General features: G+C 70.1%; 13 protein-coding genes. 7 read left to right on the top strand and 6 right to left on the bottom strand.

Going from position 1 to position 16275, the window contains the following annotated elements; translation table 11 throughout:
- The first annotated feature begins 10 nt into the window (after positions 1 to 10).
- Both JUB11_RS16820 and JUB11_RS16815 read left to right on the top strand, forming a co-directional pair.
- Positions 11 to 1129: a sn-glycerol-3-phosphate import ATP-binding protein UgpC gene (locus tag JUB11_RS16820; RefSeq protein ID WP_207459723.1), complete on the top strand. Its 1119-nt coding sequence runs from the start codon at positions 11 to 13 to the stop codon at positions 1127 to 1129.
- 140 nt (positions 1130 to 1269) lie between these two features.
- Positions 1270 to 1623, top strand: a complete 354-nt coding sequence (locus JUB11_RS16815; protein ID WP_207459722.1) for a hypothetical protein — start codon at positions 1270 to 1272, stop codon at positions 1621 to 1623.
- On the opposite strand, the gene JUB11_RS16810 is transcribed toward JUB11_RS16815, so the two are convergent.
- From JUB11_RS16810 to JUB11_RS16795, 4 genes are all read right to left on the bottom strand, one after another.
- Positions 1616 to 1936, bottom strand: a complete 321-nt coding sequence (locus JUB11_RS16810; protein WP_207459721.1) for a hypothetical protein — start codon at positions 1934 to 1936, stop codon at positions 1616 to 1618. The genes JUB11_RS16815 and JUB11_RS16810 overlap by 8 nt on opposite strands.
- 144 nt (positions 1937 to 2080) lie before the next feature.
- On the bottom strand, positions 2081 to 4666 hold the full coding sequence (locus tag JUB11_RS16805; protein ID WP_207459720.1) for an EAL domain-containing protein: 2586 nt from the start codon (positions 4664 to 4666) through the stop codon (positions 2081 to 2083).
- Entirely contained in the window at positions 4666 to 5727 is a 1062-nt protein-coding gene (locus JUB11_RS16800; protein ID WP_207459719.1) for a TRAP transporter substrate-binding protein, read from the bottom strand. The genes JUB11_RS16805 and JUB11_RS16800 overlap by 1 nt, the downstream gene beginning before the upstream one ends.
- Positions 5728 to 5849: 122 nt before the next feature.
- Complete coding sequence (locus JUB11_RS16795; protein ID WP_207459718.1) at positions 5850 to 6842, bottom strand: carbon-nitrogen hydrolase family protein; 993 nt, start codon at positions 6840 to 6842, stop codon at positions 5850 to 5852.
- Between the two features lie 161 nt (positions 6843 to 7003).
- Here JUB11_RS16795 and JUB11_RS16790 point away from each other — a divergent pair, with 161 nt between their 5' ends.
- Positions 7004 to 8131, top strand: coding sequence for a glycosyltransferase family 92 protein (locus tag JUB11_RS16790; protein ID WP_207459717.1), 1128 nt, complete (start codon positions 7004 to 7006; stop codon positions 8129 to 8131).
- A gap of 238 nt (positions 8132 to 8369) precedes the next feature.
- Positions 8370 to 10409: an elongation factor G gene (locus JUB11_RS16785; RefSeq protein ID WP_207459716.1), complete on the top strand. Its 2040-nt coding sequence runs from the start codon at positions 8370 to 8372 to the stop codon at positions 10407 to 10409.
- Positions 10410 to 10469: 60 nt separating this feature from the next.
- Here JUB11_RS16785 and JUB11_RS16780 read toward each other — a convergent pair whose 3' ends face one another.
- Positions 10470 to 11489 (bottom strand): MBL fold metallo-hydrolase, encoded by a 1020-nt coding sequence (locus tag JUB11_RS16780; protein WP_207459715.1) that lies wholly within the window; start codon positions 11487 to 11489, stop codon positions 10470 to 10472.
- A 111-nt stretch (positions 11490 to 11600) separates the two neighbouring features.
- Here JUB11_RS16780 and JUB11_RS16775 point away from each other — a divergent pair, with 111 nt between their 5' ends.
- Entirely contained in the window at positions 11601 to 12389 is a 789-nt protein-coding gene (locus JUB11_RS16775; protein WP_207459714.1) for a helix-turn-helix transcriptional regulator, read from the top strand.
- Positions 12390 to 12586: 197 nt separating this feature from the next.
- Positions 12587 to 13519: an NADP-dependent oxidoreductase gene (locus JUB11_RS16770; protein ID WP_207459713.1), complete on the top strand. Its 933-nt coding sequence runs from the start codon at positions 12587 to 12589 to the stop codon at positions 13517 to 13519.
- Between the two features lie 60 nt (positions 13520 to 13579).
- Here JUB11_RS16770 and JUB11_RS16765 read toward each other — a convergent pair whose 3' ends face one another.
- Positions 13580 to 14815, bottom strand: a complete 1236-nt coding sequence (locus JUB11_RS16765; protein WP_207459712.1) for a YeeE/YedE family protein — start codon at positions 14813 to 14815, stop codon at positions 13580 to 13582.
- A gap of 265 nt (positions 14816 to 15080) precedes the next feature.
- Here JUB11_RS16765 and JUB11_RS16760 point away from each other — a divergent pair, with 265 nt between their 5' ends.
- Positions 15081 to 16076, top strand: coding sequence for a LysR family transcriptional regulator (locus JUB11_RS16760; RefSeq protein ID WP_207459711.1), 996 nt, complete (start codon positions 15081 to 15083; stop codon positions 16074 to 16076).
- The last annotated feature ends 199 nt before the right edge of the window (positions 16077 to 16275 follow it).

Below are 16275 nucleotides of genomic sequence, written 5' to 3'. Positions count from 1 at the left end.
AAGACCCATCATGGCAACCGTCGAACTCCGCCAGGTCACCAAGCGCTACGGCGCGGTCGAGGCGATCCGGGGCATCGACGTCGCGGCGCGCGACGGCGAATTCCTCGTCCTGCTGGGCCCCTCGGGCTGCGGCAAGTCCACCCTGCTGCGCATGGTCGCGGGGCTGGAGAGCATCACCGGCGGCGAGATCGCCATCGGTGGCCGCCGGGTGGACGGGCTGGAGCCCAAGGACCGCGACATCGCCATGGTCTTCCAGAACTACGCGCTCTACCCGCACATGAGCGTCTTCGACAACATGGCCTACGGGCTGAAGATCCGGGGGCTGCCCAAGGCGGAGATCCGCGCGCGCGTGACCCGGACCGCCGAGATGCTGGAGCTGGCCCCCTATCTGGACCGGCGGCCGAGCCAGCTGTCCGGCGGCCAGCGCCAGCGCGTCGCGATGGGCCGCGCCGTGGTGCGCGAGCCCGCCGCCTTCCTGTTCGACGAGCCGCTGTCGAACCTCGATGCCAAGCTGCGCACCCAGATGCGGCTGGAGATCAAGCGGCTCCAGGCCCGGCTCGGCGTCACCAGCCTCTACGTCACCCACGATCAGGTGGAGGCGATGACGCTGGCCGACCGCATCCTGGTCATGAACCAGGGGGTGGCCGAGCAGATCGGCGCGCCGCTGGAGATCTACAGCCGCCCGGCCTCCCTCTTCGTGGCGGGCTTCATCGGCTCGCCCCCCATGAACATCCTGGACGCGCGGATCGCCGATGACGGCCGCGGCCTGCTGCTCGGCGGCGGAGGGCGCATCGCCCTGCCCGGCCCGCTGGCCGCAGAGGCCGGGCAGCCGGTGAAGCTCGGCATCCGGCCGGAGCATCTGAAACCGACGGCCGGGCCGGGCGGGCTCTCGCTGACCGTGGAGCTGTCGGAGGCGCTGGGGGCCGAAACCGTGCTCTACGGGCGGCTCGACGGCGGGCAGCCGGCCCAGCTCCGCATGGCCGGCATGCCCGCCCACCGGCCGGGCGACGTCCTGCCGGTCACGGCGGACCCGTCCGACCTCCACCTCTTCGACCCCCGCACCGGCCGCCGCCGCCCCGACACCGAACAGCCGGGCTGGGCGGAGCGCAGGATCAGCGCGGTGTCTTGAAGGACGGCGGGTTCGGAAGGGGGGACGTTTGTCCGCATGCCCGGCGCGCTGTGAGGTCTGCGACTACGCGGGCTCTTGCGTAAGCCGACTCATGGTATCAGCATGCGTCCGGCCCGTCGGAAGGAAAGGCGTCCATTCCCATGACCACCAAACCCCCGACCGATTTTCCCACCGGCCAGGGCTTCACGGAAGCCGACTGGAACGAGGTGTCCGACAACCCGGAGTGGACCGAAGCGGACATCGAGCAGGCAGTGCCCTTCGCCGAGGCGTTTCCGGCTTTGGCGGCCCTGTCGATGCAGCGGAATGAGGCGCGCAGGCGCGCCCTGGAGGCGCTGCGGGGCATGGGGCCGGATGAGGACGCAGCGATCAATGCTGGGATCGCGCAAGACCCGGACAACCCCGAACTGACGGACGAGGATGCGGCCCGCTTGCGGCCGGCGGCCGAAACCGTGCCGGAGATCGTGGCCCGCCACCGTTCGGGCCGCCTTACCTAATCCCGGCCTTCTCCTCCCGCTCGGGAAACAATCCACCCTCACCGGCTCCGGAAGCGTTCTCCACGGCGGCGCAGCAGGGCTCATCCGGGGACAGGCCGGCGCTTGGCCCCGCCGCTTCGTCGGCACGGGCGCCGCCCAGGTCCGGAAGCTCCAGGGGCTTCGCCCAGAACTGCCCGCTGTCGCCCACCATCCAGGATCCCATGCCACTGTCCGTGGCGGACCCGGACGGCGCGTTCCCGCCGTCCTGGGCCATGGCCGGACCCGCCAACAGGCCATGCGCCAGGGTCACGGCGGCCAGAATCATCCTCAGCATCTGTTTCCTCCTGTCGGGCACCGCGCGGCGCCGGCTCCGTTCCTGCCGGGTTCCGTATCGACCGCGCGGGACGCCCGGACGGAACCGCGGACAGCTTGCCACGCTCCTCGCCCGATTGGTATGGGGCGGTGCCGGAACACCTCATCACGCCCCGACCAGCTCCACCGCTCCCCGGATCGGAGCGCCCCGGCCGCCCAGCCCGGGCGGGGCGCCGGCGGTGCCTTCCAGCCGGGCGAGCAGGAGCGGGATTTCGGCCGCCGGCACGGGCCTGGAGAAGAAGTAGCCCTGGGCCTCGTCGCAGCCTTGGGCGCGCACCGCCTCCAGCTGGTCGCGGGTCTCCACCCCCTCCGCCGTCGTGGTGATGGCGAGGCTGCGGCCGAGCCCGGCGACGGCGTGCAGGATCGCCTTTGAGCCTTCTCCCTGCGGCAGGTCGCTGACGAAGGAGCGGTCGATCTTGATCTTGTCGAAGGGGAAGCTGCGCAGGTAGCCCAGCGCCGAATAGCCGGTGCCGAAATCGTCCATGGCGATGCGCAGGCCGAGTTGCCGCAGTTCGCTGAGCACCGCGAGGTTGGCGTCATTGTCCTGGAGCAGCACGGATTCCGTGATCTCCAGCTCCAGCCGCTCCGGTTCCAGGCCGCTCTCGGCCAGCGCCCCCGCCACCGCCTCCACCAGCCCGCGGCTACGGAACTGGACAGGGGAGAGATTGACGCTGACGCCCAGCCCGGCTGGCCAGCCCACGGCCTCGCGGCAGGCCTCCTGCAGGACCCATTCGCCGAGCGCCACGATCAGCCCTGTCTCCTCGGCGACGGGAATGAACTCCGCCGGCGAAACCAGCCCGCGTTCCGGATGGCGCCAGCGCAACAGCGCCTCGAAGCCGCGGACCCGGCCCGAGCGGAGGTTGACCAGCGGCTGATAGTGCAGTTCGAACTGCCCCTTCGCCAGCGCCTCGCGCAGGCCGGTCTTCAGCGCGTGGTAGGCGTGCAGCCGTTCGGCCATGTCCGGAGCGAAGAATCGGTGGGTGCCGCGCCCCTCGGCCTTGGCCTGGTAGAGCGCCAGGTCGGTGTTCTGCAGGAGCTGGTCGGGGTCGAGGCCGTCGCCGGGGGCGAGCGCGATCCCGACGCTCGCCCCGACCACGAGCTGGTGGCCGTCGATGTCGTAGGGGGCCGACAGCGCGTCGATCACGCGCGCGGCGAGCGCCACGGCCCGGTCCCTCTGCTGGCCGGTCTGGTCGGGACCGACCTGGAGGATCGAGAACTCGTCCCCGCCGAGCCGCGCGATGGTGTCGGTCTCGCGCGTGCAGCCGCGCAGCCGCTGCGCCACGGTCCGCAGCAGCGCGTCGCCGACGGGATGGCCCAGCGTGTCGTTGACGTTCTTGAAATGATCAAGGTCCAGGCAGAGCAGGGCCAGCCCCTCGCCCCGGCGGACCCGCAGGAGCGCCCGGTCCAGCTCCTCGCGGAACAGGGTCCGGTTGGCGAGGCCGGTCAGGGCGTCGTGGCGCGCCATGTGGGCGATCATCGCCTGGGCCTTGATGGTCTCGGTGAGGTCCTCGTGAGTGGCGATCCAGCCGCCGTCGGGCAGCGTCTGGTGGCTGATGCGGATGACCCGGCCGTCGCGGAGTTCCAGGTCGTAGGGGCTGTTCCGGCGCGCGATGGACCGCACGATGTCCCGGTCTCCGAAGGCCAGGGGATCGGCCGGGCCGATGCCGTTGGCGCCGCAATGGGCGACCATGTCGGCCAGCCCGGTTCCGGGTGCGGTCAGCGCGGGCGGCAGCCCGTACAGCTCGGCGTAACGGCGGTTGCAGACGATCAGGCGGTCGCCGGGATCGAACATGCAGAGGCCTTGAGACATGTTGTCCAGCGCGGCCTCGAACCGCTGCCGTTCGGTTTCCGACTGGGCACTCAGCAGCAGGATGCGCTCCAGGCTGTCGCGGTAACCGAGAACGGCGTTGTAGAGCGTGCCGATCTCGTCGCGGCGGCCCGACGGTGCCAGCGTGACCGAAAGGTCGCCCGCGGAGAGCCGGTCCATCGCGGCGCTGACGTCCAGCACCGGCTTGCTGACGCGGCGGGTCACCCAGCCGACCGCCCCGACGGCGCAGGCCGCCCCCGCCACCAGCGCCGCGACGATCAGCTGGAGCGCCTGGTCGTAGGTGAACTGGGCGCGGGCGACGGTCCGCTGGCTGCCCTCGCGGGCAAGGGCCAGCAGTTCGTCGAGCTTTTCGGACGCCGCCTCGAAGGCAGGGCGTGCCAGGCTGTTCAGCTCGCGCCCGACCGCCGCCCTCTCGCCCAGCTCGAGCCGGGCGAGCGCCGAGGCCCGGGCCTCCTCGTACCGTTCCCACTGCGCCTGGAACTCTCCGAACAGGCCCTGCTCCGGTCCGGACAGCCCGCGGGCCTGGTAGGTCCGGACCGCGCCTTCCACGGCCGCCCGCGTGGCCAGCGTGGCGCGCCCGATCTCGGCGAGCTGGCGGAAATCGGTCACCGATCCCTGCTGTGCCGCGAGGATGCGGTACTGCATGGTCGCGCGCTTCAGCTCGCCCAGCGTCTCGATGCGCGACAGCCATTCGTGCCGGATCTCGGCCACCGCCTTGTTGGTGGCGTGGAGCTGAAGCAGGCCGATCAGGCTGACCGCCAGCATCAGCCCGAAGGCCGCCCCGAAGCACAGGGCGATCTTCCTGCGGACGCTCATGTGGTCCAGCAGCCCCGTGCCGTCCTTTTCCCAGCGGGCGCGGATCATCAGTGCAGGTACCCCAGCCCGTGCCAGACGGAATAGCGGGCGCGGAACTCCGCGAAGGAGCGGTAGACCCGCCGGAAGTTCGGGTTGGCGTCGGATTCCTCCTCGACCACCTCGTTCCAGGCCTCGTCCAGCGCCACCAGGATCTCCGGCGGCCAGCGCCTGAGCTGCACGCCCCGGTCCTGCATCGCCCGCAGCACCCTGCCCTGCGCCGCCTCGCCCTCCGCGATGGTTTCCCGGATCGTGTCGCCGCAGGCCAGTTCGATGACCGCCCGGTCACGGTCGGACAGCGCGTCCCAGCGGTTCTTGGCGATGTAGAGGTCGAAGAAGGTCGCCTGCTGGTGCCATCCCGGGAAGTAGTAGTATTTGGCGACCGTGTCGAAACCGAAGGGCTCGTCCATCAGCGGCAGCGAGAATTCCGTCGCGTCCAGCGCCCCGTCCTGCATGGCCTTGAGGATCTCGGCCGGCGGGAGCTGCTGGGTCTGGACGCCGAACTTCTCCATCACCTTGGCGCCCAGCCCGAAGAAGCGCATGCGCAGGCCGCGGAAATCCTCCGCGTATTGGATTTCCTTGCGGAACCAGCCCGACGCCTCGGGCGGGATGAGGGCGCAGGGCAGGTTGTGGACGCCGCGCGCGTGGAACATCGCGCGGGCGATCTCCAGCCCGCCGCCCCGGTACATCCAGGCCATGTATTCGCCCATGGACGGCCCGAAGGGCACGGAGGAGAACATGTTGAAGGCGCTGTCCTCCGTGGCGAACCAGCCCGCCCCTGCCCAGGCCGCGTCGACGATCCCGGCCGAGACGGCCTTCACCGTGTCCGCCGCCGGGACGAGGGCGCCGGGCTCGTGGATCTCCAGGACGAGTTCGCCGCCCGACGCGCGCTCGATCTTCTCGGCCAGGCGCCGGGCGCCCTCCCCGATCACCGCCATGCCGCTGGGGAAGGTGCTCGCCACCTGAAGCCTCACCCGCGGTTCCCCCGCGGCGGCCGGCGCCGTGAAGGCCAGCATGGCGGCCAGCGCGGCGCCGAGCAGCGCGGCCGTGCCGATGGTTCCCCTGCCCGTCATTCTTCCCCCATCGGCCGGCGGCCCGGCCGATCAAGGCGGCTCAGCGCCGCTCATTTCCTTTCCCCTTTTTTGCCCCAGAGCTTCTTAATGCATACTTAAGAGACTGTTTGGTGAACAAATCTTCACCTTTCGGCTGCGCCACCCCCATCGGCCGGTGCGGCGGCCCGAGGCGGAGGCTGTAGGGTGACCGCCGCGCGCGGGGTCTCGTCCACCGAGAGGGTGAAGATGTCGGGCCGGGCGTAATGGCCGGCGACGTCCAGGTCGTACTTGCCGCAGATCGTGTCGAACAGGTCGATTTCGGCGGTCAGGACCGCCTCCCGCCCATAGACCGGGCCGGCCAGGATCTCGCCGAGCGGACCAACGATGACGCTGCCGCCCTTGATCAGCTCGGTCGCCGGATCGTCGCCCTGGATACAGTCGTAATCGGCGGGCGCGTCGGCCCTCGTCATGTACTGGCAGGCGCTCAGCACGAAGGTCCGGCCCTCGTAGGCGATGTGCCGCATCGAGGCCTGCCAGATGTCCCGCTCGTCCACGGTCGGCGCACACCACAGCTCGATGCCCTTGGCGTACATGGCCTGGCGCAGGTTGGGCATGTAGTTCTCCCAGCAGATCGCCGCACCGATCCGGCCCACGGGCGTGTCGAGCACCGGCAGGGTCGAGCCGTCGCCCATGCCCCAGACCAGCCGCTCGCTCGCCGTCGGCATCAGCTTGCGGTGCTTGCCCAGGAGCCGCCCGTCCGGCCCGAAGAAGAGCGCCGTGCAGTAGAGCGTGCCGCCGTCGCGCTCGATCACCCCGACCACGAGATGCGCCCGCATCTCCGCCGCGAAACCACCGATCCGCGCCGTCTCGGCACCGGGGACCTCGATGGCCGATTCCCAGTAGCGCCGGAAATCCTCGCGCCCCGCTGCGCTGCGCGTGCCGACGCGCGCGCCGAAATCCAGCCCCTTGGGATAGCCGCCGACATAGGCCTCGGGGAAGACCGCCAACTCGACGCCCTGCCCCGCCGCCGCCTCGCAATGGGCCTGCATGCGGTCGAGCGTGCGCGGCGTGTCGAACAGGCTCGATCCGGCCTGGACGACAGCGACGCGGCGGGTTCCGTAACGGGACTGGGGCATGGATGACTCCGGCATGGGGTGTGTCCGCCGCCCTTCGTTCAGGGGGCGGCGCTCGCTTGGTAGAGGCACGAGCTCGACCGAGCCTATACGGGCGGCTCATGGCCACGCCATAGACCTCCGCTCTCCGGCGGCCGCCCTTGGCCCATCCTCGGGCGAAAAAGATGGCACGGCCGGCCGGCCGGCAGTCGCGGTTGATCCCCGTTGCCATCTTCGCTAGCGTGCAGCCCTTGGTTCAATGCGCTTTGGTTGTGATGATGATTATCCTGAGGCCCACCAAATTCAGGGTCGGGGACACGGAGCTGTACGATGTTTTCCCCGTCTCGGAAGACACGCTGGTTGGAATAGGGCCATTCACGGGCGAGTACACCAAGACAATCACAGTACTCGACAGACGGTCCGGCATGCGTTCGAAGCCCGGGGTGGCCGTGAAGGACAGCCACCAGCATACGCTTATATTGCTCTTCAAGTTCGACGGCAGGGCTTTCGGCCCGGCGAACCAGCGTTGCGGGCTTCTGTTTTCCGACGGTCAGCATGACGCCGCCGTGGAATTCGACTGCGTTCCGGTCGAGCCCGCCAGGGCGTCCATGTCGACCTTGACCATCGAGAGCTCGGATCTCGTCCTGAAATGGGTCGATTACCATCACAGGACTCTGGGCATCGACCGTTTTCACATCTATTCGAATTCCGTCGAGCATTTCTCCGCCTTCACCGAGGCCGCTTCGGCGTCTCCGCTGAGGGACATGATCACCGCCGTCTTGTGGGACGTGCCGTACCGCTATCCGGGGGCTTCCATATCCGGCCAGACCACCCAGCAGAACCACAGCATCTACAGGTTCGGCCGGGACGGGCTGATCGGGCTTTTCGATGTGGATGAATACATCGTGCCGAACGCCGGAAACCTTGTCGATGTGATGATGGACACGGCGAACGACTTCCTCCTCATGCAGGAATACAAGTTCAGCCGGGTCCCGGTCGGGGCCATCTCATTGCAATGCCTGATGTTCGGCTGTGGCCGGGGCGCGGGCGGCAGCCGGATGTCCTTCCTGGAAGACATGCGGTGGAGCGCCACCGAGCCGGAGCCCAAGTGGATCCGGCAGAAATGCTTCGTCCTGCCGCCCAAGATAAAGGTGTTCTCCGTCCATATGGTGGTCGACGGATCGGTGACCTATTGCCTGCCGCCGAGCATCGCCCGCTTCTATCACTATCACTTCCTCGGAAAGCCGCAGGGAAAGTGCGACTGCGACAAATATTGCGCGACGGAGAACACGGACATCGCGCGGTTTGGGTAGGAACCGGCAAAAGCCGGCGCCAGGCCATCGGCCTCCGCGCCGGCCCCTCCCCTTTTTGCCGTCGACAGCCGCCCCCGAAGAGGATCAGCATGGGGACGGACGCCAGCGGCGTCGCCTTCCACGCCATCTACCACACGCCCTTCTACCACACGCTTTGAAGACCATGGGCCGTCCGTCGGCCGGCGTCTGAGAACCGGCCCGGCGGCTTTTCAAGAAAAGCCATAGGGGAGGTTTGGGCATGCCACACAGGACTGTTGAAAGCGCCCGTTGCATGGCGCTGGTCGGGCCTTATCTCAGCGGCAAGACGACGCTGCTGGAAAGCTTGCTGTTCGCGACCGGCGCCATCACCCGCAAGGGCAGCACCCGCGATGGCAACGCCACCGGCGATTCCTGCGCCGAGGCGAAGGCCCGGCAGATGGGGGTGGAGGTGAACCTCGCCTCCTTCTCCTATCTGGGGGAACGGTGGAACGCCATCGACTGCCCCGGTTCGGTGGAACTGGCCTGCGAGACGCAGGCCGCCCTGATGGTCGCCGACGTCGCCGTCGTGGTGGCGGAGCCGGCGCCGGACAAGGCGGTGCTGCTCGCCCCGCTCTTCAAGTTCCTCGACGACCGGCGCATTCCCCACATCCTGTTCATCAACCGCATCGACACGCTGGGCGAGGCGCGGCTGCGCGACGTGGTCCAGGCCTTCCAGGCCGTGTCGCAGCGCAAGCTGGTGCTGCGCGAGGTGCCGATCCGGGAGGGGGGTGCGGTCACCGGCTTCGTCGATCTGGTGAGCGAGCGCGCCTACCGCTTCGCGCCGCACCGCCCCTCCAACTTGGTCCAGCTTCCGGACTCCGTGCGCGAGCGCGGGGAGGAGGCGCGGCAGGAACTGCTGGAGGCGGTCGCCGATTTCGACGACGAGCTTCTGGAACGGCTGCTGGAGGATGTCCGGCCGGAGGCGGTGGACGTTTATGAGCGGCTCGCCCGCGAACTGGCGGAGGATCTGATCGTCCCCGTCCTGTTTGGCTCCGCCGAGAAGGACAACGGCGTCCGGCGGCTGCTGAAGGCGCTGCGCCACGACACGCCGGACGTCGTCACCACCGCCGCGCGGCTGGGAATTTCCACCAACGGCGCCGTCGCCGCGCAGGTCTTCAAGACGCTGAACGGCACGCAGGCCGGCAAGCTGAGCCTCGCCCGCGTCTGGCGGGGCACGGTGACGGACGGCATGACGCTGGGAGCGGAGCGGCTGTCGGGCATCCACGCCCTGATGGGCCGCGAGCAGAGCAAACAGCCCAGGGCCATGGCCGGGGAGGTGGTGGCGCTGGGCCGGCTGGAAAAGGCGGCGGCGGGCGAGCTGCTGACCGACGCCGGCAACCTGGGCCGGCCGGAGGGCTGGCCGGAGCCGCCGGCGCCCGTCTACGCACTGGCGCTCCAGGCCGAGAACCGCAACGACGAGGTGAAGCTGAGCGCCGCCCTCCAGAAGCTGCTGGAGGAGGACACGGCCCTGCGCGTCGAGCAGTCGCCGGAGACGAACGAGCTGGTGCTGTGGGGCCAGGGGGACATCCACCTGCAGATCGCCATGGACCGGCTGCGGAACCGGTCCAACGTCGCGGTGCGCGGCCGCCCGCCGCAGGTGCCCTACCGCGAGACGATCCGGCGCGGCACGGCGCACCACGCCCGGCACAAGCGCCAGTCCGGCGGCCACGGCCAGTTCGCCGACATCCATGTGGCGATCCGCCCACTGCCGCGCGGCAGCGGCATCCTGTTCGAGGACGCCGTCGTGGGCGGCGCCGTGCCGCGCCAGTTCATCCCCGCCGTGGAGAGCGGCGTGCGCGACGCGGCGGCGCGCGGGCCGCTCGGCTTCCCGGTCGTGGACTTCGCGGTGACGCTGACCGGTGGCCAGTACCACGCGGTGGACAGCTCCGACATGGCCTTCCGCACGGTCGCGCGCCAGGCCATGGCCGAGGCCCTGCCGTCTTGCGAGCCGGTGCTGCTGGAGCCGGTCCTGCTGGTCTCCATCACCGTTCCCGCCGACGCGACCGCCAGGGTGCAGCGCCTTGTCGGCGGCCGGCGCGGCCAGATCCTGAGCTTCGACGCGCGGGACGGCTGGCCCGGCTGGGACGAGGTGCGGGCGGCCCTGCCCCAGGCGGAGATGCATGACCTGATCGTGGATCTGCGCTCGCTCTCCTCCGGCGTCGGCAGCTTCACCTGGAGCTTCGACCGGCTCCAGGAGGTCTCGGGCAAGGCGGCCGACCGCGCCGTGGAGATCCGCCGGGGCATGGTGGCGGCGGAGTAAGGAAGCATGCGGGCCGGACGGCGATGGTCCGGCCCGCGACACCTTACAGGTTCAACTGGCCTACAGGTTCAACTGGTAGGAGGCCGGAATCCAGCGGTATCCGGCCTCCCGCCGCTCCACGAAGCCGACCGACGGGAAGGTCATGTGATAGCCGATGACCGGGATCCGGTCGGCCGCGGCCATGCCGTAGACGCGCCGGCGCGTCGCCGCCCCTTGCTCCTTGTCCATGTCGAAGAAGGCGTGCCAGTCGGGCCGGGCCAGCGACGCCACCTCGTGATGCGCGCAGTCGCCCCAGAGCAGCAGGCGGCTGCCCCGGCTTTCGATGTGGAAGGCGAGATGGCCGGGCGTGTGCCCGTACGCCTCGACGGCACGGATGCCGGGGGCGGCCTCCCCGCCGGCCGTGAGGAAGCCGGTCCGCTCCGCGAGCGGAACCACCGCATGCTGGAACAGGCTGGCCGACTTGAACTCGTTGCCCTCGCGGGGCGCCGACAGCCGGTCCTTGGATGCCCAGAAATCATATTCCGAGCCGCCGATTGCGTAGCGGGCGTTCGGGAACAGGGGCCGGCCCTCCTCCATCAGCCCGCCGATGTGGTCCGCATGGCCGTGGGTCAGGACCACGAGATCGACCTGCTCGGGCGCGTAGCCCGCTGATCCCAGCACCCGCGCGAGCCAGCCGCCGTGGGGCCGGGGCACGAAGCCGTTGGCGCCGTTGCCCGTGTCGAACAGGATCAGCTCCCGCCCGGTGTTCACCAAGGTGGGCGTGAATCCGGGCTGGAAGCGGGTCTCGGGCAGCAGGTTCTCCCGCATCAGCCGCTCGACCTCCTCCTTGGGCCGGTCCTCTCCGACGACCGGCCAGGGACCGTCGATCATGGCGCCGGCGTCGAGGATCGTCGTCACCTCGAAGTCGCCGAGCCTGAAACGGTAATGGGTGGGCGCCGAGGGGCCGAGCGGCGGGGCGGCGGCCCGGACCGGCGCGGCGAGCGGCCCGACGATGGCGGGTGCGGCGAGCGCCGAGGCGGCCGTGGCGAGGAGCCGGCGGCGGGTGAGTCCCGTGCGCGCGGATGGCGTGACGGCGGACATGGTCTTCGATCCTCCCCGATGGTTTTCTTTCCGTCTGTCGCGGCGGCGGATTCCATGCTGTGATTTCCGTCCACCACGGCGGGGAGGCTAGCGATGGCGGAGTCCGGGCGCTTGTACGAACGTGCTGCGGCGGAAAACGCGGCACCCGGCCCGCTCTGGCATCTCGGCGGGGGGCTGACCTTCTTCGCGGGGCCGCTGGACTACAACGCCAGCCACCAGCACGGCGCGCCGGTCTATCTGGCAGGGCTTCACGGCCCCTTCGGTCTGCGGATCGGGGACGGCCCCTGGCTCACCTGCCGGACCGCCGCCATTCCCATGGGGGTGCTTCATGAACTCGACCTCGGCGGCAACCCGCTGGCGGTCTTCTACGTCGAGCCCACGGTCGCCGGCTTCGACGCTCTGGCGCCGCTCCTGCGCGGTGCCGAAGAGACGGGCGGCGCCCTGGTCGGGAGCGCCGGGGAAACGGGGCTGCTGCGCGACCTCTACGAGGACCGCCACGCCACCCGCTGGGCCGGCGAGGCGCTGCGGGACCTGCTGGACTTCTCCGGGAAGCAAGCCGCCCGCAGCATCGACCCGCGCCTGCCCCGCGCGCTCCAGGCCTTGCGCGAGGCCGGCGAGGAGCCCGGCGGCGCGCCCGTGCCGGTCGCCCGCATCGCCCGGGCGGCCGGCCTATCCGCGTCGCGCTTCCAGCATCTCTTCACCGAAGAGATGGGCGTCCCCTTCCGGCGCTACCGCGCCTGGAGCCGGATGCGCGCCGCCATCGCCGAGATCGTGGATGGTGCTAACTTCACCACCGCCGCCCACGCCGCCGGCTTCGCCGACCAGGCGCATTTCGCCCACGACTTCCGCCGCACCTTCGGCGCCCCCGCGTCCCGCAGCCTGACCGGTATACGCCGGTAGGAACCAGCATCAGGCCGCCTTGCGGTGAATGGCCGGGCTATTCGCCGCAGAGTGTGCGGTGAATAGGCCCTCTAATCACCGCAAGAGCTGCGGTGAATGTCATTGGGGCAACGCCCGCCGGGGATCGCGGTTGTGAGGGGTGGCTGGGAAGGGCCGCTCTGCCCCGCCCTGAACGCTCACGAAGGTAGGAAAACCGCATGAAAGCCGTGAGGATCCATGAGTATGGCGGGCCGGAGGTGCTCCGCTACGAGGAAGCACCCCGCCCCGTGCCGGGCGAGGGCGACGTGCTGGTGCGGGTCCATGCGGCGGGGATCAACCCCGTGGACTGGAAGCTCCGCGCCGGCTGGCTGAAGGAGAAGCTTCCCTATGACCTGCCGCTCATCCTCGGCTGGGACCTGTCGGGCGTGGTCGAGGAGGTCGGGCCGGGGGTGACGGAATTTTCAGTCGGGGAGGAGGTCTATTCCCGGCCGGATATCCAGCGCGACGGCGCCTATGCGGAGTTCGTCGCCGTGCGAGCGTCGGAACTCGCCCGCAAACCAAAGAGCATCGGCCATGTGGAGGCGGCGGGCGTGCCGCTGGCGGCCATCACGGCGTGGCAGGCGCTGTTCGAGTCCGCAGGGCTTGCCGCCGGGCAGACGGTGCTGGTCCACGCGGCGGCGGGCGGGGTCGGCAGCTTCGCGGTGCAGTTCGCGAAATGGCGCGGGGCGCGCGTCGTCGCCACGGCCTCGGCGGCCAACCACGCGCTGGTCCGCGACCTCGGGGCCGACGAGGTGATCGACTACCGGACGACGCGCTTCGAGGAGGCCGTCCGCGAGGTGGACATGGTCTTCGACACGATCGGGGGCGAGACGCAGGAACGGTCCTGGGGCGTGCTGCGGGAGGGCGGCATGCTGGTCTCCGTCATCAGCCCGCCGTCGGAGGAGACGGCGCGGGCGCATGGCGTGCGGCAGGACTATATCTTCATCGGCCCGAACGCGGCGTGGCTGACGGAGATCGCCGGGCTGATCGACGCCGGCCATGTCCGCCCGCTGATCGGCGAGGTTTTCCCGCTGTCCGAGGTTCGCAAGGCGCATGAGCTGAGTCAGACGGGCCACGCGCGCGGCAAGATCGTGCTGAAGGTCGTGGAATAGGCCGGCGCCCGGCAACCCCTCCGAGGGCCGCCGGGCGGGCCGATCAGCCGTTTCGGATTGTCAGCAGCCGGTCTGGCGCGGGGTCCGCTCGACCTCCAGCCCGAAGAGCGGGCGCAGGCCGGTGCCGAGCCAGTTGCCGATCAGCGCCGTCACGATCCACACCCAGCCGTGCAGGCTGCCCGAGGCGATCCCGCTGAAATAGGCGCCGATGTTGCAGCCATAGGCCAGCCGCGAGCCGTAGCCCAGAAGCACCCCGCCGACCACCGCCGCCGCCAGCGAACGCAGGGGCAGCCGCCAGACCGGGGCGAACTTGCCTGCCAGTCCGGCCGCGAGCAGGGCGCCGAGGATGATGCCGATGTCCATGACCGAGGTGACGTCCGCCAGCACGCTTCCCGAGAGAGCCTTGGCCTGCGCCGGGGCCTGCCAGAAGGGCCAGGAGGCGACGTCCACCCCGGCGGCGGCCAGCGCCTTGCTTCCCCACAGCGCGAAGGCGGCGGTGATGCCCCAGGGGCGCCCGGCCAGCGCCAGGGTGGCGAAGTTCAGCAGGGCCAGCGCCACCGCACCCCAGACCAGCGGCCAGGGACCGCGCAGCAGCCGCGCGAGGCCCGCCGTGCGGGCCGCGGGCTGCTCGATCAGCCGGCCGTGCCGCCGCTTCTCCAGCAGGATGGTGCCGGCATAGACCGCCGCGAAGACGGCGAGGTTCGCCGCCAGGGCGACGGGCCAGCCCCAGGCGGTCACCAGCGACACCGGCGGCAGCGACGGCTGGGCCTGCCACCAGGGCAGGTGATAGGCGCCCAGCACGGAGCCGACGATGAAGAAGAACAGCGTCACCAGCATGCGGGTGCTGCCGCCGCCGACCGTGTAGAGCGTGCCCGACGCGCAGCCGCCGCCGAGCTGCATGCCGATGCCGAACAGGAAGGCGCCCACCAGGACCGAGACGCCGGCCGGCGCCACGAGGCCGCTGACCGGCGTGCCGAACAGCGTGCCGGCCGCAAGCGCCGGGAAGAACAACGCGCAGGCCAGCGCCAGCATGATCATCTGCGCGCGCAGCCCCGCCCCGCGCCGGTCCGAGAAGAAGACCCGGAAGGCGGAGGTGAAGCCGAACAGCGCGTGGTAGAGCACGAGCCCCAGCGCGCCGCCGATGAGATAGAGGGCCGCCTGCCGGCCCGACACGTCCGTGCCGATCCACAGGGCGCCGCCCAGAAGGGCCAGCAGGGCCGCACCGACGACGCGCCCGTTGATGTCCGGCAAGCCGGCCGCCGGGCCTGCCGCCCGGCCGATGGAAAGATCAGCCATGCCGATGACTCCATTTCACATATGATGCCCGCACATTTCCGGCGGGCTGGGAATTGGGCTTGTAGATAAGAGCCGCCGTCATCGCGCAAACAGCGCGGGGCGCATTCCTGTCCCGCGCGCCCCGGGCGGAGGGCTGGTCCCACCTTTGCGTAAAACCCCCTTCAAACGCCATGTATCGACAGGCCGGGCGATTGGGCCTAAGACTCACTCCCATCCAGAGACTTGGCTCCAAGCGCTCGGGCCGCGTGATGACGGGGGGTTCTCCATGGACAAGCTGCATGCCATGCGCGTGTTCGTCCGTGTCGTCGAGGCGAACAGTTTCTCCAAGGCCGCCGAAACGCTCGGCCTGCCGCGGGCCTCGGTCACCACGACCATCCAGAACCTGGAGGAGTCGCTCGGCGTCCGCCTGCTGCAACGGACGACGCGGCGGCTGAACCTGACGCTCGACGGTGCGGCCTATCTGGAGGGTGCGACCCGCATCCTGTCGGAGGTGGACGAGATCGAATCCACCCTGACCAGCGCACGCAAGAACCCGCGCGGCCGCATCCGCGTGGACATGCCGGGCTCGATAGGCCGGCTGGTCATCATTCCCTCCATCCACGAGTTCCACGCGCAGTATCCAGACATCGAGGTGATGATCGGCCTGACCGACCGCACCATCGACCTGATCCAGGAAGGGGTGGACTGCGTGCTGCGCATCGGCAGCCTCCAGGATTCCAGCCTGGTGGCCCGGCGCATCGGCGCGCTCCAGCCGCTCACCTGCGCCAGCCCGGCCTACATCGCGCAGTATGGCGAGCCGAAGAGCCTGGAGGAGCTGGAGCATCACCTCGCGGTGAACTATTTCGGCAGCCGCACCGGCCGCACCATGGACCTTTGCTTCGAGCGCGGGGACGAGACGCGGGAGATCGCGATGCGCGGCGTCGTTGCCGTGAACGACGCGGACGCCTACCTGAACTGCGGGCTGGAGGGTCTGGGCATCATCCAGCCGCCGCGCTTCATGGCGCTTCCCCACCTGCGCAGCGGCGCCCTGCGCGAGATCCTGACGGACTGGCGGCCGCCGCGCATGCAGGTCTCCGCCGTCTACCCGCACAGCCGCCACCTCTCCCCCAAGGTCCGCGTCTTCGTGGACTGGGCCGCGGAGCTGTTCGAGAGCTGCCCGCTGCTCCAGGGCGAGGACGTCACGACCGAAGCCTGCCTCGCCAAGGAGGCCGCCGCGATGGCGCGCGCCGAGCGGATGCGGGCCGGCGAGTGCGTGGCCTGACGCGGATCCGTTGACACCGGTTCCCGGCCGGCATCCTGAGGAGCCGATTGTTCGGCTCCGGTGAATTCTGTTCACGATCCCCGCGTCTTTATCGGGGCGCCCCATCCGACGACACTCCCCCCTGTCGCAATGCAGGAGGGGCGCGCCGCGCCGGATCGAGATGGGGCCGAGGAAAGAGGGTAAAGGGACGCAGGGAACA

It is taken from the genome of Azospirillum sp. SYSU D00513, from assembly GCF_017356015.1.
In the GTDB taxonomy this organism is placed as follows: domain Bacteria; phylum Pseudomonadota; class Alphaproteobacteria; order Azospirillales; family Azospirillaceae; genus Azospirillum.
Note: the sequence above shows the minus strand (reverse complement) of the source record. Positions and strands in the feature narration are given on the sequence as shown.